The sequence below is a fragment of the Streptomyces lucensis JCM 4490 genome (assembly GCF_014650035.1).
Taxonomy (GTDB): Bacteria; Actinomycetota; Actinomycetes; order Streptomycetales; family Streptomycetaceae; genus Streptomyces; species Streptomyces lucensis.
This window is the reverse complement of the sequence record NZ_BMUE01000017.1, coordinates 16,607-40,903: the sequence shown is the minus strand read 5'-3', so window position 1 is coordinate 40,903 and position 24,297 is coordinate 16,607. Positions and strand designations below refer to the sequence as shown.

Genomic DNA, 24,297 nt, shown 5'->3' with positions numbered 1-24,297 from the left:
CGGCCTCAGCGGAAGACGCCCGTGTGCCCGAGCGAGTAGCGGCCGGGCTGGGGGTAGACGGCGAGGCCGTGCGGGCCGCTGCCGACCTTGACGCGGGCCAGCTCGGCGCCGGTGCGGGTGTCGATGGCGTACACCTCGGAGTTGTAGCGCCCGGAGAGCCACAGGACCTTGCCGTCGGCCGAGACCCCGCCCATGTCGGGGCTGCCGCCGCCGGGCAGGCGCCACTTCTTGGTGAGCCGGTTCCGGCTGAAGTCGAAGATCGAGATCGTGCCCTCGCCCCGGTTGGAGATGTACATCTCGCGGGAGTCGCGGCTGACGTAGAGGCCGTGGGCGCCCTTGCCGGTGGCGAGGAACCGGGGCGGGGTGAACCGGTCGCCGTCGAGGATCCAGACCCCGCCCGCCACCATGTCGGCGATGTAGAACAGCTTGCCGTCCGGGGAGATCTTGACGTCCTGCGGCATGGCGCCCTGGTACGGCAGCCGCTCCTGTGCGACGACCTCCATCCTCGCGGTGTCGACCTTGAGGATCTCGCCGCTGAACTCGCAGGAGACGATGAAGTAGCGGCCGTCGATCGAGAAGTCGGCGTGGTTGACGCCGTAGCAGCTGACCGGCAGTGTCTTGGCGACCTTCATGGTGTGCGCGTCGCGGAAGACCAGCTGGCGGTCCATGGACGCCATGACGACCGCGTACTTGCCGTCCGGCGTGAAGTACAGGTTGTAGGGGTCGTGCACGTCGACCGGCTTGCCGGCCCGGCCGGTCCTCGGGTCGATCGGGGTCAGGCTGTTGCCGAGGTCGTTGTTGACCCAGAGGGTCTTGAGGTCCCAGGAGGGCACGACGTGCTGGGGCTGGCGGCCGACCGGGATGGTCTCGACGACCCGGTAGGTCGCTGGGTCGATGACGGTGACCGTGTTGGAGTTGGTGTTGGGCACGTACACCCGTGAGGGAAAGTCCCTGACGACGGGCGAGAGCCGGTTCGGCCGGTCGGCGGCGTAGAGGTCGGTCGGGTCCTCCACGGGCGGCATGCCGGGCAGCACGTCCACCTTGGCCTTGTCCACCCGCGGCCGGACCGGCGCCGTGGTGGTGCGGGCCCGGTCCGCCGGGTCCTCCCCGCCGCCGCAGGCGGAGAGCAGCGTCAGGGCGGTGACGGCGGCGCCGGTGGCCAGCAGGCGGGCGGCTTTCGTGGTTCGCATCAGCTCAGCAGCTCCGTGGTGGTGACCGCGCGCAGCCCGCGCCGGTCGAGTTCGTGGAGGATGTCGGGCAGGGCGGTGACCGTGCCCGGATATCCGAAGTGCAGGCTCACCACCGACCCGTTGGTGACGTCGGCGAGGACCTTGCGGGTGACGGCGGCGGGGCCGGGGCGGGTGTAGTCGAGCGAGTCGACGTCGTACGACAGCACGTGCGGGTAGCCCGCCGCGCGGGCCAGCCGGGCGACGAGCGGGGAGGCGGTGGGGGCCCGGGAGGGCCGGAACCAGGTGCCGATGGAACCGGTCAGCCGCCGCAGCCGGTCGGCGCAGTGGGTGATCTCCCGGCGCGCGTCGGCCTCGGACATGGCGTTGACGGCGGCGTGCCGCTGGGTGTGGTTGCCGAGGTCGTGGCCGCCGTCGAGGATGCGCCGGGCGATGTCGGGGTGCTCGTCCAGCCAGGTGCCGACGGCGAGCACGGTGAGCCGGGCGCCGTGCCGCTCGGCCTCGCCGAGCAGGGAGTGGGCCAGGGCGGGGTCTCCCTGGCCGTGGAAGGTCAGGGCGACCCGGGGGCGGGTGCGCGGGCCGTGGGTGATCTGGGCGGGCCGTCCGGGGTAGGCGCGGGGGGCGGGGGCGGCCTGTGCGGTGACCTCGGTGCGGCCGGACGCGCGGGCCGCGGACGGGGACGGGGACACGGGGGCGGACGCGGGGCCGGTGGGCAGGGCGGCCGGACCGGGACCGCAACCGGCGGCGAGCGCGCCGCCGGCGGCGAGCCCGGCGCCCGCGCGCAGCACCTCGCGTCGGTTGGTCGTGGTCACCCGCACCATTTAAGGGGTGATGGGCTGGAAAACCGCCGATTAGTCGGTTCGAGGGATATTCCCGGGTCGCGGGGGACTCACCCGGCGGAGGGGCCCTGACGGTCGGCGACCCGCATCTCGAACCAGGTGGTCTTGCCGCGCGGGAGCAGGTCCACGCCCCACCGGTCGGCGAGCTTGTCGACGAGGAACAGGCCCCGGCCGCTGACGTCCATCTCCTGGACCGGCATCAGGCAGGGCAACCCGCGCGACGGATCGCGGACCTCGATGCGGATCCAGCCGGGCCGGCGGCGCATCCGCAGGCCGAAGACGCGGGCGCCGGTGTGCCGTACGGCGTTGCCGACGAGCTCGGACACCAGTAAGACGACGTCCTCGGTGAGCTTGGGGGTCAGCCGCCAGGTGCGCAGCGCGACGACCTGGGCGAGCCGGCGTGCGGTGGCGGCGGACTCCGGGCGGGACGGCAGCGGCACCTCCGCCTCCGTGGGGTTCCCGAACAGTTCGAGCGCCTTCAGCGCCTGTTCGTCCTCGACCGCGGGCGACCAGCGTGCCGCGGCCGCACGGCTGTGTCCCCGCGGCTGTTCGATGCCCTCCAGCCCCGCCATGCCCCCATGATGGCGGCCCCGAACCGTGCCGGGGGCCGTTCCGAAGGAATGCGCCCCCCATGCGCCCCCTTCGCGCGCCGGTCGATCGGCATATGCCGACGACATACCGGCGTCCGGTGCGCCCGGGTTGACCTGCGGCGACGGCTCACTTCGGGGCAATCGTCAGGCTCCCTCGACGAGGCAGGGTCAAGGACACCCCAAGGCGCCCACAAACCGCCCCATCGAGGGATCCGGATAGGACAACGCGTCAATTGCAAGTCCCCCACAAGGAGTTACGGGGATGTCGCACCGCTGACGCTCAGAGGAACTTGGCCTTGCCCGGCCCCTCCTCCACGAAGCTGCGCATCCCCCGGTCGCGGTCCTCGGTGGCGAACAGCCCCGCGAACCAGTTCCGTTCGACGGCGAGCCCGGTGTCGATGTCGGTCTCCAGACCGGTGTCGATCGACTCCTTCGCCGCGCGCAGGGCGATCGCCGGGCCCTGGGCGAGCCTGGCGGCCCAGGCGTGCGCCTGCTCGTACACCTCGGCGGCGGGGACGACCCGGTCCACCAGGCCGATGGCGAGGGCCTCGTCGGCCTTGACCTGGCGGCCCGTGAAGATCAGGTCCTTGGCCTTGGAGGGCCCGACCAGCCGGGGCAGGCGCTGGGTGCCGCCGGCGCCCGGGACGAGGCCGAGCAGGATCTCGGGCTGGCCGAGCTTGGCGTTGTCGGCGGCGATGCGGTAGTCGGCGCACAGCGCCAGCTCGCAGCCGCCACCGAGCGCGTAGCCGGTGATGGCGGCGACGACGGGCTTGGGGATGCGGGCCACGGCGGTGAAGGAGTCCTGGAGGGCGCGGGCGCGCAGGATCATCGCGGTGTGATCCATGGCCTGCATCTCCTTGATGTCCGCGCCCGCCGCGAACACCCGCTCGCCGCCGTAGATCACCACGGCGCGCACGTCGTCGCGGCGCGTGGCCTCCTCGGCGAGTTCCTTCAGCCGGTCCTGGGTGGCCACGTCCAGCGCGTTCATCGGCGGCCGGTCCAGCCGCAGCGTTCCGACACCTTCGGCGACTTCGAGATTGACGGTCATGGTGAGCAGGTTAACGGGGGCTAACGGGCGCCGCCGTCGTGCCGTCGGTCACAACCGGCCGGGGGCCTGGGGGTCGCCCCCCAGACAGGCACAGCACGGGGGCTAACGGGCGCCGCCGTCGTGCCGTCGGTCACAACCGGCCGGGGGCCTGGGGGTCGCCCCCCGGACAGGCACAGCACGGGGGCTGACGCGGGTGGGCCCGGTGCCGTTCCTCACGGCACCGGGCCCACCCGACGGACGACGCCTACTTCTTCCAGTCGGCCCAGGACATGTTCCAGCCGTTGAGGCCGTTGGCCGGGTCCACCGTGCGGTCGTGGGAGTGCTTGACGACGACCACGTCGCCGACCATCGAGTGGTTGAAGAACCAGGCCGCCGGGACGTTCTTGTCGTAACCGCCGCGCACGTCGCGCAGGCCCACGCAGCCGTGGCTGGCGTTGTAGTTGCCGAAGGCGCCGCCGCCCCAGTAGTTGCCGTGGATGAAGGTGCCGGAGGTGGTGAGGCGGATGGCGTGCGGGACGTCCTTGATGTCGTACTCGCCGCCGTAGCCGACGGTCTCGCCGTTCATGCGGGTGACGGTCAGCTTCTCGCTCATGACCATCTGGCCGTTCCAGGTGTCGTAACCGGGCTTGCCGGTGGTGACGGGGATGGTCTTCACGACCTTGCCGTCCTGGGTGACCTTCATCGTGTGCTTCTTGGCGTCCACGACGGAGACCTGGTTGCGGCCGATGGTGAACTTCACGGTCTTGCGCTGCTTGCCGTAGACGCCGTCGCGGCCCTCGACGCCGTCCAGGTCGAGGTCGACGGTGACCTTCGTGCCTTCCTTCCAGTACTTCTCGGGGCGGAAGTCCAGGCGGTCGTTGCCGAACCAGTGGCCCTCGACGTCGACGGCCGGCTCGGTCTTGATGCGGACGGCCTTCTCGACCGCGTCCGGGCTGGTGATGCCCCGGGTGAAGCGTATGGAGAACGGCATGCCCACACCGACGGTGGAGCCGTCCTCGGGGGTGAAGTAGCCGGTGAAGGTGTTCTTCGGGGTCAGCGTCGTGAACGACGAGTCCTCGGCGGCCTCGCGGCCCTCGGAGTCCTTGGCGACCGCGTGCACCAGGTACTTGGTGCCGGCGGCCAGGTGGGTCGACGGCGTCCAGGAGGCGCCACCGCCGGATATGGCGCCGGCTATCTTCGCGCCCTTGGCGTCCTTGACGGTGACCTCGGTCAGCTTGCCCTTGGCGACGTTCACCTTCAGGGCGCCGCTGGTGTCCACGCCGGTGGCGCCGGCCTTGGGCGAGATGCTGACGGCGGCCACCGACTGCCCGCCCTTCCCGGCACCGCCCTTGCCCTTGCCGTCCCCCGAGCCCGAACCCGAACCCGAGCCGCCTCCCCCGCCGCACGCGGCGAGCGACAGCACGAGCGCGCCGGCCGTCAGCGCCAGCCCCCTACGACCTCGCCGCCCCGCCGCCGACGCCCCCGAAACAGGCCGCACGTTCAACTTGCTCTCCCCTCCCCGGACCAGCTCAGGCCCGCGCTCCCCACCACACCGGTGCGCGAATATTAACCGCCCGGTCAGGAGCGGGGCGTCCGGCGGATGTCACCGTTACGTCGCAACTTCCGCCCGGCGCCCGCTCCCCGAACCCCGCCCCTCACCTGGCTACTTCACCGCGCTGCCCGCTTTCCAATCCTTCCAGCCCATGTTCCACCCGCCGAGGCCGTTGTCGGGAGAGACCGTTTTGTCCTTGCTGTGCACGACTTCGACGACGTCGCCGACGAGGCTGCGGTCGAAGAACCAGCCCGCCGGGGTGTCCGAACTGCCGCCCTTGACGTCCATCAGCCCCACGCACCCGTGGCTGACGTTGACCTGGCCGGGGGCGTCCGGGGCCCAGTAGTTGCCGTGCAGGAAGGTGCCGGAGTCGGTGAGCTTCATGGCGTGCGGGACGTCGGGGATGTCGTACTCGCCGCCGAAGCCGACCGTGCGGCTGTTCATGCGGGTCACCTCCAGCATGTCCATCACCACCATCTTCCCGTTGTAGGTCGGGTGCTTGGGGGCGCCCGCCGTGATGGGCACGGTGGCGAGGAGCTGTCCGTCGCGCCGCACGTCCATGGTGTGCCTGGCCGCGTCGACCAGCGAGACCTGGCTGCGGCCGACGGTGAAGGAGAACGTCTTGTCCTGCAGACCGTAGACGCCGGGCGCCCCTTCGACGTCCCGCAGGTGGAGGTCGACGGTCACCTCGGTGCCGGGCTTCCAGTAGTGCTCGGGTCGGAAGTCCAGCCGGTCCTTGCCGAACCAGTGCGGGCGGATGTCCACAGGGGGCCGCGCGCTGACGTGAACGGCGCGTTCGACCGCGGCGCGGTCGCGGATCTCCCGGCTGAAGGCGAGGGAGACGATCATCCCGGTGCCGACGGTGGCGCGGTTCTCGGGGGTGACGTAGCCGATGAACCGCTCGTCGGGTACGTAGGTGGTGAAGGTGGTGTGCCGGGCCGAGCGGCGGCCCCTGGAGTCCAGCGCGACCACGTCGACGGTGTAGCGGGCGGCGAGCGCCAGCCGGTCCCGGTCGGGCCGCCAGGTCAGCCCGTCGTCGCTGATGCGCCCGGGGACCGGGGAGTTCTGCGCGTCCCGCGACTCGACGACGGTGACCTTCTCCAGGCGCCCGCCCGGCACCCTTACCCGCAGCCGGTCCCCCGGTCGTACGGCCTTGCTGCCGTCGTCGGGGGTCACCCGGATGACGTCCTCGGGGGCGGGGGGCCCGCCGACCGCCCCGCCCAGGCCCAGCGGGCCCGATCCGTCGGCGGTGCAGCCGCCCAGCAACCCTGTCCACATCACTGCCGCGGCCAGCGCGGCTCGCGCGCGCCGCGCGCGTCCTTGTACGTGCCTCACGCGGGACTCAACGACCGGGCACGCCCCGGGGAAACGTGAGTGCGACGCACGCACTGGGCAGAACAGAGGGAAGGACGACACGTTGGGGAGCCGCCGCGCGCAGCCGTACCGGGCGGCCGGGTGTGCCGCGGGGCACCACCGGCCCTTCCGCACGGCCGCTCGCCGCCCCGTGGCGAGCCACTGGAAGAGGGGCCGACAGGTGACGAGCGCAGCCGAGCAGCGGGCACCGGCCGGGGAGCCGGCAGCCAGGAGCGGGCAACCGGCGGCGGCGAACGGCGCCCGGCGGGCCGTACCGCCCGCCCCGGCCGTGTGGCCGGGTACGCCGACCCCGCTGGGTGCCCGGTTCCGGGTCGGCCCGGACGGTGTCGCGGGCACCAACTTCGCGCTGTGGGCGGCCGGGGCGGAGGCGGTCCGGGTGTGCCTGTTCGACGAACGGGGCCGGGAGACGCAGGCCCCGCTGACCGAACTGACGCACGAGATATGGCACGGCTTCGTGCCGGGCGTGATGCCCGGGCAGCGGTACGGCTACCGGGTGGACGGCCGCTGGGACCCGTGGACCGGCGCCCGCTGGAACCCGGCCAAACTTCTCCTCGACCCGTACGCCCGCGCGGTGGACGGCGACTTCGCCCTGCCGCCGGAGGTCTACGGCCATGTGCGGGACTGGCCCGAACAGCAGGTGGCGGACACCGTCCGGGACGAGCGGGACTCGGCGCCGTACGTGCCGAAGGGTGTGGTCGTCCACGACGACGACGACTGGTCGGACGACCGCCGGCCCAAGACGCCGTGGGCGGACTCGGTCATCTACGAACTGCACGTCCGGGGCTTCACCAAGCTGCACCCGGGCGTCCCCCCGGAACTGCGCGGCACGTACGCCGGTCTCGCGCACCCCGCGGCGATCGAGCACCTCGTCGCTCTCGGCGTCACGGCCGTCGAACTGCTTCCCGTGCACCAGTTCGCCCACGAGGACCACCTGCTGCGCCGTGGCCTGCGCAACTACTGGGGGTACAACTCCATCGGCTACTTCGCCCCGCACGCGGCCTACGCGGCCACCGGGACCGCGGGCGGGCAGGTCGGCGAGTTCAAACGGATGGTGCGGGCCCTGCACGCGGCGGGCATCGAGGTCATCCTCGACGTGGTCTACAACCACACCGCCGAGGCGGGCGAGCTGGGTCCGACGCTGTCCCTGAAGGGCATCGACAACCGCGGCTACTACCGGCTCCAGGACGACCCCCGCCGCTACGCCGACTACACCGGCTGCGGCAACACCCTGCACGTCGTCCAGCCGCAGGTGCTGCGCCTGATCACCGACTCGCTGCGCTACTGGGTGACGGAGATGGGCGTCGACGGCTTCCGCTTCGACCTCGCCGCGGCGCTCGCCCGCTCCATGCACGACGTCGACATGCTCTCCCCGTTCCTGGCGGTCATCGCCCAGGACCCGGTGCTGCGCCGGGTGAAGCTGATCGCCGAGCCGTGGGACGTCGGCTCGGGCGGCTACCAGGTGGGCGCCTTCCCCCCGCTGTGGACGGAGTGGAACGACCGGTACCGCGACACCGTCCGGGACTTCTGGCGGCACGCCCTGCCCGACGTACGGGAGATGGGCTACCGGCTGTCCGGCTCCAGCGACCTGTACGCCTGGGGCGGCCGGCGCCCCTACGCCTCGGTCAACTTCGTCACCGCGCACGACGGCTTCACCCTGCGCGACCTGGTGTCGTACGAGCGCAAGCACAACGAGGCCAACGGCGAGCACAACCGGGACGGCACCGGCGACAACCGCTCCTGGAACTGCGGGGCGGAGGGCGACAGCGACGACGAGGAGGTGCGGGCCCTGCGGCGCCGGCAGCTGCGCAACCTGCTGACCACCCTGCTCCTGTCCACCGGCGTGCCCATGCTGGTGGCCGGTGACGAACTGGGGCGCACGCAGCGCGGCAACAACAACGCCTACTGCCAGGACAACGAGATCAGCTGGCTGGACTGGTCGCTGCTCGAGGAGCCCGGCTGGCGGGCGCTGTCCGACCTCGCCTCCCGGCTGATCGCGCTGCGCCACCGGCATCCGGTGCTGCGCCGGCGGGCCTTCTTCTCCGGCCGGGCCCACTCGGCGGACGGGCTGCGGGACCTCGCCTGGTTCACCCCGCACGGCACGGAGATGACCGAGGGCGACTGGTACGCGCCCGCGGCCACGCTCGGCATGTACCTCTCCGGGCGGGACATCCCGGGCCGCGACGAGCGGGGTGCGCCGGTCGTGGACGACAGCTTCCTCGCGGTCCTGCACGCGGGCGACCGGCCGACGCGCTTCGTGCTGCCGGGCCCGCCGTGGGCCGAGCGGTACGAGGTGGCCGTGGACACCTCGCGGGAGGAGCAGGCCGGGGAACCGGGAACGATCCACCCCGCCGGCGGCGAGATCACGGTGCCCGCCCGGGCCGTGCTGCTGCTGCGGGTCGCCTGACCTGCCCGTCCGCCGGTCCCCTCACCGCCGCCCGGGGCCGCCCGAACCCGTGCCGGGGGCCGTGCGAGACACTCCCCTGGGCCTGTGCGACAGCTGTGCGTGACGCGGATCACGCACGCCGAGTGCAGCGCGCGAGGGGGTCCAGGGACTTTTCCCTGATGGAGACAGCCGGCGAGGACGGGAACCGTGAGGATGGAGCAGACTCGGGCCGGTGAGTACGACGCGTTCGTGGCGGCCCGCTGGTCGGTGTTGTTCCATCTGGCCCGTCTGCTCACCGGAGGGGATCGGCACCGGGCCGAGGACCTGTTGCAGGAGTCCTTGGTCAAGCTGTGGTTCGTCTGGCCGAAGGTCGCCGACGAGGCGCCGGAGGCCTATGTGCGCAAGGTGCTGGCGCGGGCCGCGGCCCGCTCGGCCCGGCGGCGCTGGTGGGGGGAGCGGCCCGTGGCCGAACTGCCCGAGACGGCGGCGGCCGGCGACATGTCCGCGACCGTCGCGGAGCGTTCCCGGCTGGAGGCGGCGCTCGCACAGCTGACGCCGCGCCAGCGGGCCGCCGTCGTCCTGCGCTACTACCAGGACCTGCCCGACCGGCAGGTCGCCCAGACGCTGGGCTGCCCGGTGGGCACGGCCCGGTCCCACGCCGCGCGCGGGGTGGCCCGGCTGCGCCGGCTCCTGGCCGACGTCATCGAGCCGGTGGGGTGAGGGAGAGACCCATGGACCACATGGAGCACCTGACGCCGGACGGTGCGGACCACCTGGACCGTCCGGACCACTTCGAGCGGCAGCTGACGCTGCTGATGCACGGCACCCGGGAGCAGTCGCCGTTCGACGCCCGCCGCCGCGAGCGGCTGCGGGCGGGGGTGCGGACGCACCGCCGGGTGCGGGCCGCACGCCGGGCCGCCGGTTCCGTACTGGCGGTGGCCGGTCTCGGCCTGGGGCTGTTCCTGTGGCCGCACGGCCACACCGAGGACCGGCCCAGCGCACCGCGGCCGCGGCCCGCGAGCAGTCCGACGTCCGTACCGGACGCGCCGTCCTCGCCACCGGTGTCGCCGAGCGCGCCGCCGACGGTGCCCGCGACGTCGCTCTCCGCGCCACCGGACGAGGGCCCGGCCACCTCCGAACCCCCGATCACCAGCGGGAGTTCGGCCACCACCGGCTACCGGCCGCCGACCGCCACGGCGACGGCCGGCTCCCCGGACACCGGCACCACACCGCCGGCCGGGGCACGGGTGAGCGAGACGGCCGTGGCGTCGGACGACCGCTCCTCGCCGGCCGGCCCGAACGGCTAGCGCGCCCGCCCCACCGCCTCCGCGACCCGCGTGCCCCGGCACGCCCGACCACTGACGACACACAGGGACTCACGTGACAGACATCCGACCGGGCCGGCCGCCGGCCGTGGCCCCCGTGCCCCGGCGCGCGCCCCTGCCGACGCACCACGATGAGCCCGTCCTGGACGTGGTCGTGCCGGTGTTCAACGAGGAGAAGGACCTGGAGCCGAACGTCCGGCGGCTGCACACACACCTGCGGGACACCTTCCCGTACCCGTACCGGATCACGGTCGCCGACAACGCGAGCACCGACCGCACCCCGCAGATCGCCGCCCGGCTCGCCGCCGAGCTGCCCGAGGTGACCTCGCTCCGGCTGCCCGAGAAGGGGCGCGGCCGGGCGCTGCGGGCGGCCTGGTCCGGCTCCCGGGCACCCGTGCTGGCGTACCTGGACGTGGATCTGTCGACCGGGCTGACGGCCCTGCTGCCGCTGGTCGCCCCGCTGATATCCGGCCACTCCGACCTGGCGATCGGCACCCGGCTGGCACCCGGCGCGCGGGTGGTGCGCGGGGCCAAGCGCGAGGTCATATCCCGCTGTTACAACGTCCTGCTGCGCTGCACCCTCTCCGTCGGCTTCTCGGACGCGCAGTGCGGGTTCAAGGCGGTGCGCCGCGAGGTCGCCGAGCGGCTGCTGCCGCAGGTGCGGGACGGGGAGTGGTTCTTCGACACCGAGCTGCTGGTGCTCGCCGAGCGAGCGGGCCTGCGGATCCACGAGGTCCCGGTGGACTGGGTCGACGACCCCGACAGCAGCGTCGACATCATCGCCACCGCACTGGCCGACCTGCGCGGGATCGCCCGCATGCGCCGCCGGCTGAGCCGACGCCGGCCGCGGCCGAAAGCGATGACCTCGTGACCGCGACCCTGCCCGACGTGCAGGCCCCGGCTCCCGGACCCGTGCCCGAGGCCCGCCTCGCGGCCGCCGCGCGCCGGCACGGTCCCGTCCTCGCCCTGTACGGCGCGCTGAAGCTGGCCGGCTTCTGCTCCTTCATGTACCTGCTGTCCTCGGCAGGGGACTACCGCACCAAGCACCCCCGGTTCGGCGGCGGGGCGCACGCCTGGGACGTGCTGGCCACCTGGGACGGCTGGTGGTACCAGCAGATCGCCCTGCACGGCTACGACCCGAAGCTCGTCCCGATCCCGGGCGCCCACGGCCTGATCACGCTGGAGGGCAACTCGGCGGCGTTCTTCCCGCTGTACCCGGCCCTGATCCGGCTGACCTCCGCGGTCACCGGACTCGGCACCTACGGCGCGGGGCTGCTGGTCTCGGTCGTCGCCAGCTTCGCCGCGGCCCTCGGCATCTACGCCGTGGCCGAGCGGATCGGCGGCCGGCGCGCCGGTCTCGCCGCGGCCGGGCTGTGGGCGGTGTGGCCGGGTTCGGGCGTGGAGTGGGCGGTCTACTCCGACTCCCTCTACGTGGCGCTCGCCGCGTGGGTCTGCTACGCCGTCATGACCCGCCACTGGCTCACCGCCGGCGTCCTGTGCTTCGCGGCCGGTCTCAACCGGCCCACCGCCGCCGCGCTGATCGCCGCGCTCGGCGTCGCCGCGCTGCTGTCACTGCGCCGCCGCGAGGACGGCGTCCTGCGTCCGCTGCTCGCCTCCGCGCTGGCCCCGCTCGGGCTGTTCGGGTACCTGCTGTGGGTGGGCGACCGCATGGGCGACCTGGGCGGCTACTTCAAGCTGCAGTCGGGGGCCTGGGCGCACAGCTTCGACTACGGCGAGCAGACCCTGGACGTGCTGACGTCCGTGCCGGTGGGCAAGAACGACTACCTCTTCGCGTATCCCTTCGCGGACGTCATCTCGGTCGCCGTCATCCTGCTCGCCTGTGCGCTGCTGCCGCTGCTGCTGCGGCTGCGCCCGCCGGCGGTGCTGGTCGTCTACACCGTGCTGACGCTGGTCCTGGTGCTCGGCAGCCAGCAGATCGTCGCGAACATCTCCCGCTACCTGCTGCCCTGCTTCCCGCTGTTCCTGCCGCTCGCGTGCGCGCTGCGCCGCCTGAGCCTGCCCCTGCAGTGCACGCTCCTCGGCATCGCCGCCATCGCCTCCGGCTCGTACGCGGGGTACGCCCTGTTCGAGCTGGGGGTGCCGTGATCCCGCCCGGAGCGCCCGGGCGGGACCGCGGGATCACGCCAGGCTGTCCCGCCACGCCTTGTGCAGGTCGGCGAATCGGCCCGTGCCGGCGATGAGTTCGTCCGGGTGGCCGTCCTCGACGATGCGGCCGTGCTCCATCACGAGCACCCGGTCCGCGATCTCCACGGTGGACAGCCGGTGCGCGATCACCACGGCCGTACGGCCCCGCAGCACCGTCGCCATGGCCCGCTGCACCGCCCGCTCGCCGGGGACGTCCAGGGAGCTGGTCGCCTCGTCCAGGATCAGCACCGCCGGGTCGGCGAGCAGCGCGCGTGCGAAGGCGACCAGCTGGCGCTGGCCGGCCGAGATGCGCCCGCCGCGCTTGCGGACGTCGGTGTCGTAGCCGTCGGGCAGCGCGCTGATGAACTCGTGCGCGCCGATCGCCTTGGCGGCCTGTTCGATCTCCTCCCGGGTGGCGTCCGGCCGGCCGATCGCGATGTTGTCCGCGACCGTGCCGGAGAACAGGAAGGCCTCCTGGGTCACCATCACCACCCCGCGCCGCAGTTCCGGCACGGACAGCTCGCGCAGGTCGGTGCCGTCCAGCAGGACGCGGCCCTCGGAGGGGTCGTAGAAGCGGGCGAGCAGCTTGGCCAGGGTCGACTTGCCCGCGCCGGTGGTGCCGACGACGGCGACGGTCTGCCCGGCCGGCAGGGTGAGGTCGAAGCGGGGCAGCACCTCGCCGCCGGTGCGGTAGGCGAAGCGGACGCCGTCGAAGACGACCTCGCGGCCCGGGAACCCGCCCTTCGGCGCCGGCAGCTCGCGCGGCCGAGCCGGTTCGGGCACCGACGGGGTCTGCGCCAGCAGGCCGGCGATCTTCTCCAGGGAGGCGGCGGCCGACTGGTAGGAGTTCAGGAACATCCCCAGCCGGTCGATGGGGTCGTACAGCCGGCGCAGGTACAGCACCGCCGCCGCCAGGACGCCCAGCTCCAGCGAGCCGGACGCCACCCGGTGGGCGCCCCACAGCACGATGCCGGCCACCGCCGTGTTGGCCACGAGCCGGGACCCGACCACGTAGCGGGCCATCTCCAGCAGCGCGTCCCCGTTGGTGCGCTCGTGCCGCTGGTTGAGGACGGCGAACTCGGACTCGTTGGCGGCCTCCCGGCGGAAGGCGCGCACCGGGCGGATGCCGTTCATGGTCTCCACGAACTTCACGATCACCGCGGCGATCGCCGTGGACCGCGCCCGGTACACCCGCCCAGCGCGCCGCTGGTAGAGCCGGACCAGCAGGTACAGCGGCACGAAGGAGGCCACCGCGACCGCGCCGAGACCGAGGTCCAGCCACAGCAGCATCGCCGAGATGTAGACGAAGGACAGCACGACGGTCACCAGTTCCTGCAGGCCCTCCTCGAGGAGTTCGCGCAGTGACTCGACGTCGGTGGTGGAGCGGGAGATCAGACGGCCGCTCGTGTACCGCTCGTGGAAGTCGACGCTCAGTGCCTGCGCGTGCCGGAAGATCCGGCCGCGCAGGTCGAGCAGCACGTCCTGGCTGACCCGCGCGGAGGCCTCGATGAACGCGAACTGCAGCGCGCCGGAGGCGAGGGCGCACAGCAGGTAGCCGGCGCCGACCGCGACCAGCGGGCCGTCGCGGCCGTCCCGGAAGGCGGGTACGGCCCGGTCGATGGCGTACGCCACCAGCAGCGGGCCGGCCTGCACGGCCGCCTGCTGGAGCAGGAGCAGCAGGACGGTGAGGCCCGTGCGTGCCTTCATGGGCGCGAGCAGCGAGCGCAGCAGGGCGGCGGTGGCGCCGGGCGGGGTCGGCAGGACGTCCTGGTCGAAGGGGTCGCCGGTGTCCTTCGGGCGGGTGGGTTCGTCGTCCTCGGTGACGGCGGGGGTGGAGGCGGTCGTGGTGGTCAACGGGATTCCTCCTGTTCCCCGGACGTCAGGTGTTCCCCGGACGTCAGATGTTCCCCGGACGTCAGATGTTCCCCGGACATCAGGTGGGCGTACTCGGGGTTGGTGCGCAGCAGTTCCTGGTGGGTGCCGACGGCGGCGATCCGGCCGCCGGACAGCAGGGCGACCCGGTCGGCGAGCAGCACCGTGGACGGGCGGTGGGCCACGATCAGGGCGGTGGTGTCGGCGAGGACCTGCCGCAGCGCCGCCTCGACGGCGGCCTCGGTGTGCACGTCCAGGGCGGACAGCGGGTCGTCCAGCACCAGGAACTCGGGCCGGCCGACCACAGCGCGGGCCAGTGCCAGACGCTGGCGCTGGCCGCCCGAGAGGCTGAGGCCCTGTTCGCCGACGCGGGTGTCGGTGCCCCGCGGGAGGGCGTGCGCGAACTCGGCCTGCGCCACGGCCAGGGCCCGGTCGAGGTCCGCCTTCCCCGCGCCGTCCGCGGCTCCCATGAGCACGTTCTCGCCGACGGCGGCGGAGAAGAGCGTGGGTTCCTCGAAGGCCACCGCGACCTTCGCGCGCAGTTCCTCGCGGGGCATCGTGGTGATGTCGACGCCGTCGAGGGTGATGCGGCCGGAGGTGACCTCGTGCAGGCGGGGCACGAGGGCGGTGAGGGTCGTCTTGCCGCTGCCGGTGGCGCCGACGAGCGCCAGGGACTCGCCGGGGCGGATGTGCAGGTCGATGCCGGTGAGCAGGGGCGGGGAGCCGGGGTCCGCGTCGGGGTAGCGGAACCGTACGTCCTCGAAGCGCAGTCCCCGTGCGGCCGCGGGCGGTGGTGCGGGGGCGGTCCGGGTGGACCCGGCCGGGTCCTCCGGCGCCTCGTCCATCACCTCGAAGTACCGCTCCGTCGCCGTCGCCGCCTCCTGGCTCATCGCCAGCAGGAACCCGATGGAGTCCACCGGCCACCGCAGCGCGAGTGCCGTGCTGAGGAAGGCGACCAGTGTGCCCGCCGACAGGTCCCCGTCGGCCACCTGGACCGCTCCCAGCACCAGGGCCGCCCCGATCGCCGTCTCGGGCAGCGTCACGATGACACCCCAGATGCTCGCCAGCAGCCGCGCCTTGCGCAGTTCGGTGCCGCGCAGGGTGCCCGACAGCTCGCGGAACGCCCGCGCCTGGCTGCGGTGGCGGCCGAAGCCCTTGATGATGCGGATGCCGAGCACGCTCTCCTCGACCACCGTGGTCAGGTCCCCCACCTGGTCCTGGGCGAGCCGTGCCACCTTCGCGTAGCGCCGCTCGAAGACCGCGCAGGTCCACATCACGGGGATGGCGGGCCCGAGGATGACCAGGCCCAGCATCCAGTCCTGCACCAGCATCAGCACCACGCCGACGAGGATCGTCACGGCGTTGACCAGCAGGAAGGTCAGCGGGAAGGCCAGGAACATGCGCAGCAGCATCAGGTCGGTGGTGCCGCGGGAAAGCAGCTGGCCGGACGCCCAGCGGTCGTGGAAGGCGACCGGGAGCCGTTGCAGGTGCCGGTAGAGGTCCGCCCGCATCTCCGCCTCGACGTGCGACAGCGGCCGGGCCACGAGCCAGCGTCTTATGCCGAACAGGACCGCCTCGGCGATGCCGAGCAGGAGGAGGTACAGCGCGCCGAGCCAGACGCCCGCCGGGTCCCGGTCGGCGACCGGGCCGTCGACCATCCACTTCAGCACGAGCGGGATGACCAGCCCGGTGCAGGAGGCGACGACCGCGACGAACGCGGCGGTGAACAGCCGGGCGCGGACGGGGCGGACGTACGGCCACAGGCGCAGCAGGGTGCGCACGGCGGACCGGTCCTCGGGGGTTGCACGTGTCGTGGTCATCATCGCGAGCCTACGGACCGGCACCGACGACGCCCACCGAGTTTCGGCCGGACGGCGCTCGGCCGTTGGTCCTACGACCTGCGCGTTCGAAGGCGCGCGCCGGGCCGGTGCGAGCTGGCGCGTGCCCGCGCCCCGGCGTGCGCCCGAAGCCCCTCACGTCCCCGCCGCTGCCCCCTTTATTCGATGGAGCGGCGGTCGCCACCCTGGATAGGTTCGACGTTTGCCGCCGGGCCGCGTTCCCGGTGAGGCCGAGCGGATCGGGGGACGGATGATCGACGCCTACGCGGACCCGGGCACGCCCGACACCCGGGGCGGCTGGCGCTATCTGTGGTGGCTGGTGCTGCGCCAGCCGGGGCGGTCGGCGGCCGGGGCGCTGCTGGGCAGTACGTGGATGGTGCTGCTGGCCGCGCAGCCGTACATGACGGCGCGGGCCGTGGACGACGGTCTGGTGCCGGGGCGGCTGGGGGTGCTGGCCGGGTGGGCCGGGGCGATGTTCGTGGTCGGGGCGGTGAACGCCTGGCTGAGCATCATGCGGCACCGCACGATGACCCGGGTGCGGATGGACGCCAACTTCCGCACGGTCAAGGTGGTCGTGGGACATGTGACGCGGCTCGGGGCCGCGCTGCCGCGCGGGGCGGGGGCCGGCGAGGTGGTGACGATCGGGGTCGGCGACGTGCAGACCCTCGCGCAGGCTCTGACCGTGGTCGGGCCGGGTGTCGGCTCGGTCGTGGTGTACGCGGTGGTGGCCGGGCTGCTGTTCACCCTCTCCGCGCCACTGGCCGCCGTGGTGCTGCTCGGGGTGCCGGTGGTCGCGCTGCTCACCGGACCGCTGACGCGGCGTCTGCAGGGCGCGGAGGGCGAGTACCGGGAGCGGCAGGGGGTGCTCACCGCGCGCATCGCGGATCTCGCGGGCGGCCTGCGCGTCCTCAACGGCCTGGGCGGCAAGGGCCTGTTCGCGGACGCCTTCCGCGCGGACTCGCAGCGGCTGCGGGCGCAGGGCTACCGGGTGGGGGCGGTGGCCAGCTGGGTGCAGGCCCTCGGGGTGGGCCTGCCCACCCTGTTCCTGGCGGTGGTGACCTGGCTCGCGGCCCGGCTCGCGGCCCAGGGGTCCATCACCGTCGGCGAGTTGGTGTCGGTGTACGGCTATGTGGCGGTGCTGATCGGGCCGGTGGCGTTCTTCGTGATGATGGCCTACGACCTGAACCGGGGCGTGGTGGCCGCGCGCCGGGTCGTGGGGCTGCTGCGGCTGGAGCCGGAGCCGGACGAGGGCGGCCTGCCCGCGCCCGACGGACCGGCCGAGCTGCACGATCCCGCCTCCGGGGTGCGGGTGCCGCCGGGCCGGCTGACGGTGCTGGCCGCCACCCGCCCCGCCGAGGCCGCCGCCGTGGTCGACCGGCTCGGCCGGTACGGTCCGACCGACGCCACCTGGGGCGGGGTACGGCTCGACGCGGTCCCGCTGGACGCGGTGCGCGAGCGCATCCTGGTCGCGGACAACGAGGCCGACCTGTTCGCGGGGCCGCTGCGGGAGGTGGTGGCCGCGGCGCGTCCGGCCGACGACGCGGCCCTCGGCCGGGCGCTGTACGCGGCGGCCGCCGAGGACGTCGTACGCGGGCTGCCCGAGGGGCCGGACTCGCCGGTGGCCGGGCAGGGCCGCAGCCTCTCCGGCGGGCAGCGGCAGCGGATGCGGCTGGTCCGGGCGCTGCTGGCCGACCCCGAGGTGCTGCTCGCCGTGGAGCCGACCTCGGCGCTGGACGCGCACACGGAGGCGACGGTCGCCGAACGCCTCCGCCGGGCGCGGGAGGGCCGTACGACGGTGGTGACGTCCACCTCCCCGCTGGTGCTGGACCACGCGGACACGGTCGTGTTCCTGGCCGACGGCAAGGTGGCCGCGAGCGGCCCGCACCGGCTGCTGCTCGCCAAGGAGCCCGGGTACCGGGCGCTGGTGTCACGGGACACGGAAGACGCGAAGGACAGGGGCGCCGTGGACGCGGTGGACGCGGAGGAGGCCGTACGGTGACGGCGGGCGAGGGACTGCTCCCGGTCGCGGACCGGGCACGGGTGCGGCGGGCCGCGCTGCGGCTGGTGCGCGGCGACGGGCGGGCGTTCGCCGCCACGCTGGTGCTGAACGTGCTGGCGGCGGCAGCGGGGCTGGCCGGCCCGTGGCTGGTCGGGCGGATCGTCGACGACGTGCGGGCCGGGCGCGGGGCGGACGCGGTGGACCGGCCGGCGCTGTTCATCCTGGTGTGCGCGCTGGCTCAGTTGCTGCTGGCCCGCTGGGCGCGGTACGTGGGCCACCGGTTCGGGGAGCGGACGCTGGCCCGGGTGCGCGAGGAGTACGTCGAACGGGTGCTGGCGCTGCCCGCGTCCGTGGTGGAGCGGGCCGGCACCGGGGACCTGACGGCGCGCGGCACGGCGGACGTGGCCACCGTCGGCACCACGCTGCGGGACGTCGGCCCGGACCTGCTGGTGGAGACCGTGCAGGCGGTGTTCCTGCTCGCCGCGGTGTTCGCGCTCGATCCGCTGCTCGGGGCGTTCGGGCTGCTCGGTCTCACCCCGATCTGGCTGGCGCTGCGCTGGTACCTGCGACGCGCCCGGGACGGCTATCTCGCCGAGGGCGCGGCGACCTCGGAGGTCGCGGAGATCGTCGCGTCGACGGCGGCCGGGGCCCGCACCGTCGAGGCGTTCCGGCTCCGGCGGCGGCGCGTCGCGGCGAGCCGGGACGCGCTGGAGGCGTCCCGCCGTACCCGCTTTCGCACCCTGTTCCTGCGGACGGTGTTCTTCCCGGCGGTCGAGGTGACGTACACGGTCCCCGTGGTGGGGGTGCTGCTGCTGGGCGGATGGCTGCACGCCCGGGGCGAGGTCGGGGCCGGCGCGGTGGTGGCGGCGGCGCTGTACCTGCGGCAGTTCACCGAGCCGCTGGACCAGATCCTGATGCGGGTGGAGCAACTGCAGTCCAGCAGTGCGTCGTTCGCCCGGGTGGAGGGCCTGGCGCAGGCGCCGCGCGAGGACGCCGGGGGTGCGCCGGCGGTCCCGGCGGACGACCGGATCGACGTGCGCGGGGTGCGGTACGCCTACGAGCGCGGCGGTGAGGTGCTGCGCGGGGTGGACCTGACGGTGCGGCCCGGGGAGCGGCTGGCGGTGGTGGGGCCCTCCGGGGCCGGCAAGACGACCCTCAGCAGGCTGCTCGCGGGCATCGACCGGCCCGGTACCGGCACGGTGACGGTGGGCGGGGTGCCGGTCGCGGAACTGGAGCCGGAGGTGCTGCGCCGCCAGGTCGTCCTGGTCACCCAGGAGCACCACGTCTTCCTCGGCACGGTCCGCGACAACCTGCTGATCGCCGAACCGGCCGCTACGGACGCCGACCTGTGGGCGGCGCTCACCGCGGTGGGCGCCGACGACTGGGTCCGCGCCCTGCCGGACGGCCTCGGCACCCTGCTCGGGCCGTCCGGCAGACCCACGGACGGCTCCCAGGCACAGCAACTCGCCCTGGCCCGCGTGGTGCTGGCCGACCCGCACACCCTGATCCTCGACGAGGCGACGGCCCTGCTGGACCCCACCACGGCCCGGCACACCGAGCGCGCCCTGGCCGCGGTCCTGCGCGGGCGCACGGTCATCGCCATCGCCCACCGCCTGCACACGGCCCACGACGCGGACCGGGTCGCGGTGATGGAGGACGGCCGGCTGACGGAACTGGGCACGCACGACGACCTGGTGAAGGCCGGCGGGGCGTACGCGGGGCTGTGGCGGACGTGGCACGGGGACGCGCGGGCGCGCTGACACGAGGTACCCGACGGGGCGGCCGACAATCCGTATATCGAACATGAATATCCGGACAACGGGGCTTTTCCGGCCAAGTTTGTGACGCGGTCCTGACAGGTGCGGTGATCCCCTGTCACCCTTCCCTGGCCGACTCACAGCAACCTCACAGCTTCCGCGCACCGCGCGTGAGCCGGCTCCGCACCCGCACGTGGTTCCGCGTAACGCCCTGTTCTGCCCGGACGCCCCAACCCACCGTCCGGTCTCCCCTGGCCGCGCGACCCGCGGTCATGCAGAAGGAGTCAGTGTTGAGAAGCATTTCCTCTCGCGGACGCACCTCCCACGCAACGCACCACAGCGCCTCACGCCGCCGCACCGCCACCGTCGCCCTCGCCGGCGTCGCCGCCCTGATCGCCGCCGCCGTCCAGTCCGGCGCGGCCAGCGCGGCACCGGCGAAGCCGCAGGCGGGCAAGGTCGACCCGGCCCACGTGGCCGTCAAGCTCACCCCCTCGCAGCGCGCCGAGCTGATCCGGCACGCCGACGCCGCGAAGGCCGCCACCGCCCGGCAGATAGGTCTCGGCGCCAAGGAGAAGCTGGTCGTCAAGGACGTCGTCAAGGACGCCGACGGCACGCTGCACACCCGCTACGAGCGCACCTACGCCGGCCTGCCGGTGCTCGGCGGCGACCTGGTCGTCCGCACCGCCGGGTCGGGCAGGACGACGGAGGTCCGCAGGGCCACCGGCGCCACGCTGAAGGTCGCCGGTCTCACCCCGGCGGTGTCGAAGGCCGCGGCCGGGAAGCAGGCCGTGGCGCGGGCCAAGGCGCTCGGCGCCGCCAGGCCGGCGGCGGAATCCGTGCGCAAGGTGATCTGGGCGGCGAGCGGCAAGCCGGTGCTGGCGTACGAGGCGGTGGTCGGCGGCCTCCAGGACGACGGCACCCCGAACCAGCTGCACGTCGTCTCGGACGCGGCCACCGGCAAGAAACTGTTCGAGTACCAGGGCGTCAAGAGCGGCGTCGGCAACACCCAGTACAGCGGGCAGGTCACGCTGACCACGACGCAGTCGGGCTCCACGTACACCCTGAACGACGGGGCGCGCGGCAACCACAAGACGTACAACCTGAACCACGGCAGCTCCGGCACCGGCACCCTGTTCTCACAGTCCTCCGACACCTGGGGCAACGGGACCAACTCCAACGCCGCGACCGCGGGCGCGGACGCCCACTACGGCGCCGCGGTCACCTGGGACTTCTACAAGAACACCTTCGGCCGCAGCGGCATCAAGAACAACGGCGTCGGCGCCTACTCCCGCGTCCACTACGGCAACTCGTACGTGAACGCCTTCTGGGACGACAGCTGCTTCTGCATGACCTACGGCGACGGCAGCGGCAACGCCAAGCCGCTGACCGCCATCGACGTGGCCGGCCACGAGATGAGCCACGGCGTCACCTCCAACACCGCGAACCTCAACTACAGCGGTGAGTCCGGCGGCCTGAACGAGGCGACCTCCGACATCTTCGGCACCGGCGTGGAGTTCTACGCCAACAACTCCTCCGACGTCGGCGACTACCTCATCGGCGAGAAGATCGACATCAACGGCAACGGCTCCCCGCTGCGCTACATGGACAAGCCCAGCAAGGACGGCGCGTCCAAGGACAACTGGTACTCGGGCATCGGCGGGGTCGACGTCCACTACTCGTCGGGTCCCGCGAACCACTTCTTCTACCTGCTGAGCGAGGGCAGCGGCACCAAGGTCATCAACGGCGTCAGCTACAACTCGCCGACCGCGGACGGGCTTCCGGTCACCGGCATCGGCCGCGACAAGGCGCTGCAGATCTGGTACCGGGCGCTGACCACCAAGTGGACGTCCACCACCAACTACGCGGGCGCCCGCACCGGCACCCTCGCGGCGGCCGGTGAGCTGTACGGCACCACCAGCGCCGAGTACAAGGCGGTGCAGGACGCCTGGGCGGGCGTAGGGGTCGGCTCGCGCTCCGGTGGTGGCGGTGGCGGGGGCACGTCGTACGAGAACACCAGCCCCGTCTCGATCCCGGACAACGGGCCCGCCGTCACCTCGGACATCACCGTCTCCGGCCGGACCGGGAACGCTCCGAGCAACCTCCAGGTGAGCGTCGACATCACCCACACCTGGCGCGGCGACCTGGTGATCGACCTCGTCGGCCCGTCGGGCACCGCCTACCGGCTGAAGAGCTTCTCCGGGTCCGACTCGGCGGACAACGTGAGCGAGACCTACACCGTCAACGCCTCGTCCGAACCGGCCAACGGCACCTGGAAGCTGAGGGTGCAGGATCAGGCCAGCTACGACACCGGCAAGATCAACAGCTGGAAGCTGACGTTCCCGTAAACCGCACACCACGAGCCCGGAAACAGGGCGTCGCCGGGGGGTTCGTCACCTCCCGGCGGCGCCCGTTCACATGTGCGCAACACGAACCGGACAGCCGGGTTTCAGCCAACATCACTTCAGGGTCCTGACATGTACGCGCCCCGGGTGTCACTCTTCCCTCACCCGCCGCGCAGGACCACAACTTCACATCGCCTCACTCTCCGGCAGTAACCCCACGCTGCCCGGACTCCCCCACAAGAAGGAGCCCCTGTGAGCCCCCTCTATGCGCGTCACAAGCGCACCACGCTGGCCGTCGCCACCGCTGTCGCCGCCGGAGCCCTGCTCTCCACCGGTCTGACCACCAGTGCCAGCGCCCACACCTCGGCCGGGACCGCCGCCAAGCCCCTCGCGGCCGCCCCGACCACGCTGTCCGCCGCGGCCCGTACCACCCTGATCAAGAACGCCCAGGCCGACGCGGCCGGCACCGCCCGGCGGATAGGCCTCGGCGCCAAGGAGAAGCTGGTCGTCAAGGACGTCGTCAAGGACGCCGACGGCACGCTGCACACCCGCTACGAGCGCACCTACGCCGGCCTGCCCGTCCTCGGTGGCGACCTGATCGTCCACACCGCCAAGTCCGGCAAGGCCGAGGGCGTCACCAAGGCGACCAAGGCGACCATCAGAGTGGCCTCGCTCAAGCCGCAGATCACCGCCGCCAAGGCCGAGAAGCAGGCCGTGAGCGCCGCCAAGACCCTCGGCTCGGCCAAGACCGCCGCGGACGGCGCGCGCAAGGTGATCTGGGCCGGCTCCGGCAAGCCCGTCCTCGCCTACGAGACGGTCGTCGGCGGTTTCCAGGACGACGGCACCCCGAACCAGCTGCACGTCATCACCGACGCCGCCACCGGCAAGAAGCTGTTCGAGTACCAGGGCGTCGAGAACGCGACCGGCACCGGCAAGACCCTGTACTCCGGTTCCGTCAGCCTGACCACCAACCTGTCGGGCTCGACGTACCAGCTGTACGACACCAGCCGGGGCGGTCACAAGACCTACAACCTGGCCCGAAGGACGTCCGGCACCGGCACCCTGTTCACCGACGCCGACAACGTCTGGGGCACCGGCGCGGCCTCCAGCTCCTCGACGGACCAGACGGCCGCCGCGGACGCCGCCTACGGCGCGCAGGAGACCTGGGACTTCTACAAGAGCACCTTCGGCCGCAGCGGCATCAAGAACAACGGCGTCGGCGCCTACTCCCGCGTCCACTACGGCAGCTCGTACGTGAACGCCTTCTGGGACGACAGCTGCTTCTGCATGACCTACGGCGACGGCAGCGGCAACACCCACCCGCTGACCTCGCTGGACGTGGCCGGCCACGAGATGAGCCACGGCGTCACCTCCAACACCGCCGGCCTGAACTACAGCGGTGAGTCCGGCGGCCTGAACGAGGCCACCTCGGACATCTTCGGCACCGGCGTCGAGTTCTTCGCCAACAACGCCGCCGACAAGGGCGACTACCTCATCGGCGAGGAGATCGACATCAACGGCGACGGCTCGCCGCTGCGTTACATGGACAAGCCCAGCAAGGACGGCGGCTCCGCCGACAACTGGTCCTCGACCGTCGGCAACAAGGACGTGCACTACTCGTCCGGCGTCGCGAACCACTTCTTCTACCTGCTCGCCGAGGGCAGCGGTTCGAAGACGATCAACGGCGTGACCTACAACTCGCCGACGTACAACGGCTCCACGGTCACCGGCATCGGCCGCGCCAAGGCGCTGCAGATCTGGTACAAGGCGCTCACCACGTACATGACGTCGACGACCAACTACAAGGCCGCCCGCACGGCGACCCTGAACGCGGCGTCCGCGCTGTACGGCTCCACCAGCACCGAGTACAAGGCGGTGGCCGCGGCCTGGGCCGGGGTCAACGTCAACTAGTCGCAACGGGCTCGGAGCGGGGCGGTACCCGGAGGGAGGTTCACCGGGTACCGCCCCCTTCCCGTGGCCGGAAGACATTGCTCTCGTAGGCCATATGTTTTGGCCCTCTCCACCGGGCGCCACCTGAGAATTCGCACCCTCGGGCGGCGCCCGCAC

The 24,297-nt window shown here is 72.8% G+C and carries 16 protein-coding genes and 1 pseudogene; 9 read left to right on the top strand and 8 right to left on the bottom strand.

All coding sequences use genetic code 11. From position 1 onward, the window contains the following. Positions 1 to 5: 5 nt before the first annotated feature. From IE177_RS29300 to IE177_RS29275, 6 genes are all read right to left on the bottom strand, one after another. Positions 6 to 1,190 carry a YncE family protein gene (locus IE177_RS29300; protein ID WP_190018490.1) on the bottom strand — a complete coding sequence of 395 codons (1,185 nt, stop codon included), beginning with the start codon at positions 1,188 to 1,190 and terminating at the stop codon, positions 6 to 8. After that, positions 1,190 to 2,008, bottom strand: a complete 819-nt coding sequence (locus tag IE177_RS29295) for a polysaccharide deacetylase family protein (protein ID WP_190018489.1) — start codon at positions 2,006 to 2,008, stop codon at positions 1,190 to 1,192. The genes IE177_RS29300 and IE177_RS29295 overlap by 1 nt, the downstream gene beginning before the upstream one ends. A gap of 68 nt (positions 2,009 to 2,076) precedes the next feature. After that, entirely contained in the window at positions 2,077 to 2,598 is a 522-nt protein-coding gene (locus tag IE177_RS29290) for an ATP-binding protein (RefSeq protein ID WP_229816328.1), read from the bottom strand. A 298-nt stretch (positions 2,599 to 2,896) separates the two neighbouring features. Beyond that, a complete protein-coding gene (locus IE177_RS29285) occupies positions 2,897 to 3,664 on the bottom strand; it encodes an enoyl-CoA hydratase/isomerase family protein (protein ID WP_190018487.1) in 768 nt (255 codons plus the stop codon). Between the two features lie 244 nt (positions 3,665 to 3,908). Continuing rightward, positions 3,909 to 5,147, bottom strand: coding sequence for a L,D-transpeptidase (locus IE177_RS29280; protein ID WP_190018486.1), 1,239 nt, complete (start codon positions 5,145 to 5,147; stop codon positions 3,909 to 3,911). A gap of 159 nt (positions 5,148 to 5,306) precedes the next feature. Continuing rightward, complete coding sequence (locus IE177_RS29275) at positions 5,307 to 6,530, bottom strand: L,D-transpeptidase (protein ID WP_229816327.1); 1,224 nt, start codon at positions 6,528 to 6,530, stop codon at positions 5,307 to 5,309. 199 nt (positions 6,531 to 6,729) lie between these two features. Between IE177_RS29275 and glgX the strand changes: the two genes are divergently transcribed. From glgX to IE177_RS29250, 5 genes and pseudogenes are all read left to right on the top strand, one after another. Continuing rightward, positions 6,730 to 8,973, top strand: a complete 2,244-nt coding sequence (gene glgX / locus IE177_RS29270) for a glycogen debranching protein GlgX (RefSeq protein WP_190018485.1) — start codon at positions 6,730 to 6,732, stop codon at positions 8,971 to 8,973. A gap of 192 nt (positions 8,974 to 9,165) precedes the next feature. Beyond that, on the top strand, positions 9,166 to 9,672 hold the full coding sequence (locus IE177_RS29265) for a SigE family RNA polymerase sigma factor (RefSeq protein WP_190018484.1): 507 nt from the start codon (positions 9,166 to 9,168) through the stop codon (positions 9,670 to 9,672). Between the two features lie 11 nt (positions 9,673 to 9,683). Further along, on the top strand, positions 9,684 to 10,259 hold the full coding sequence (locus tag IE177_RS29260; protein WP_190018483.1) for a hypothetical protein: 576 nt from the start codon (positions 9,684 to 9,686) through the stop codon (positions 10,257 to 10,259). Between the two features lie 106 nt (positions 10,260 to 10,365). Beyond that, positions 10,366 to 11,115: pseudogene (locus IE177_RS29255) on the top strand (dolichyl-phosphate beta-glucosyltransferase); the annotation flags it as partial. Between the two features lie 50 nt (positions 11,116 to 11,165). Further along, entirely contained in the window at positions 11,166 to 12,383 is a 1,218-nt protein-coding gene (locus tag IE177_RS29250; RefSeq protein WP_373305202.1) for a putative hexosyltransferase, read from the top strand. 33 nt (positions 12,384 to 12,416) lie between these two features. Here the strand turns inward: IE177_RS29250 and IE177_RS29245 are convergent, their stop codons facing one another. Then, the gene (locus IE177_RS29245) at positions 12,417 to 14,276 is read right to left on the bottom strand and encodes an ABC transporter ATP-binding protein (protein WP_190018481.1); all 1,860 of its coding nucleotides are present in this window, start codon (positions 14,274 to 14,276) and stop codon (positions 12,417 to 12,419) included. Beyond that, the gene (locus IE177_RS29240; RefSeq protein ID WP_190018480.1) at positions 14,273 to 16,114 is read right to left on the bottom strand and encodes an ABC transporter ATP-binding protein; all 1,842 of its coding nucleotides are present in this window, start codon (positions 16,112 to 16,114) and stop codon (positions 14,273 to 14,275) included. Before IE177_RS29240 ends, IE177_RS29245 begins: the two co-directional genes overlap by 4 nt. Before the next feature lie 268 nt (positions 16,115 to 16,382). On the opposite strand from IE177_RS29240, the gene IE177_RS29235 reads away from it, so the two are divergent. From IE177_RS29235 to IE177_RS29220, 4 genes are all read left to right on the top strand, one after another. Then, complete coding sequence (locus IE177_RS29235; protein WP_190018575.1) at positions 16,383 to 18,131, top strand: ABC transporter ATP-binding protein; 1,749 nt, start codon at positions 16,383 to 16,385, stop codon at positions 18,129 to 18,131. Beyond that, on the top strand, positions 18,128 to 19,891 hold the full coding sequence (locus IE177_RS29230; RefSeq protein WP_190018479.1) for an ABC transporter ATP-binding protein: 1,764 nt from the start codon (positions 18,128 to 18,130) through the stop codon (positions 19,889 to 19,891). Before IE177_RS29235 ends, IE177_RS29230 begins: the two co-directional genes overlap by 4 nt. A gap of 287 nt (positions 19,892 to 20,178) precedes the next feature. Continuing rightward, on the top strand, positions 20,179 to 22,233 hold the full coding sequence (locus IE177_RS29225; protein WP_229816326.1) for a M4 family metallopeptidase: 2,055 nt from the start codon (positions 20,179 to 20,181) through the stop codon (positions 22,231 to 22,233). Between the two features lie 249 nt (positions 22,234 to 22,482). Further along, positions 22,483 to 24,141, top strand: a complete 1,659-nt coding sequence (locus tag IE177_RS29220) for a M4 family metallopeptidase (RefSeq protein ID WP_190018477.1) — start codon at positions 22,483 to 22,485, stop codon at positions 24,139 to 24,141. The last annotated feature ends 156 nt before the right edge of the window (positions 24,142 to 24,297 follow it).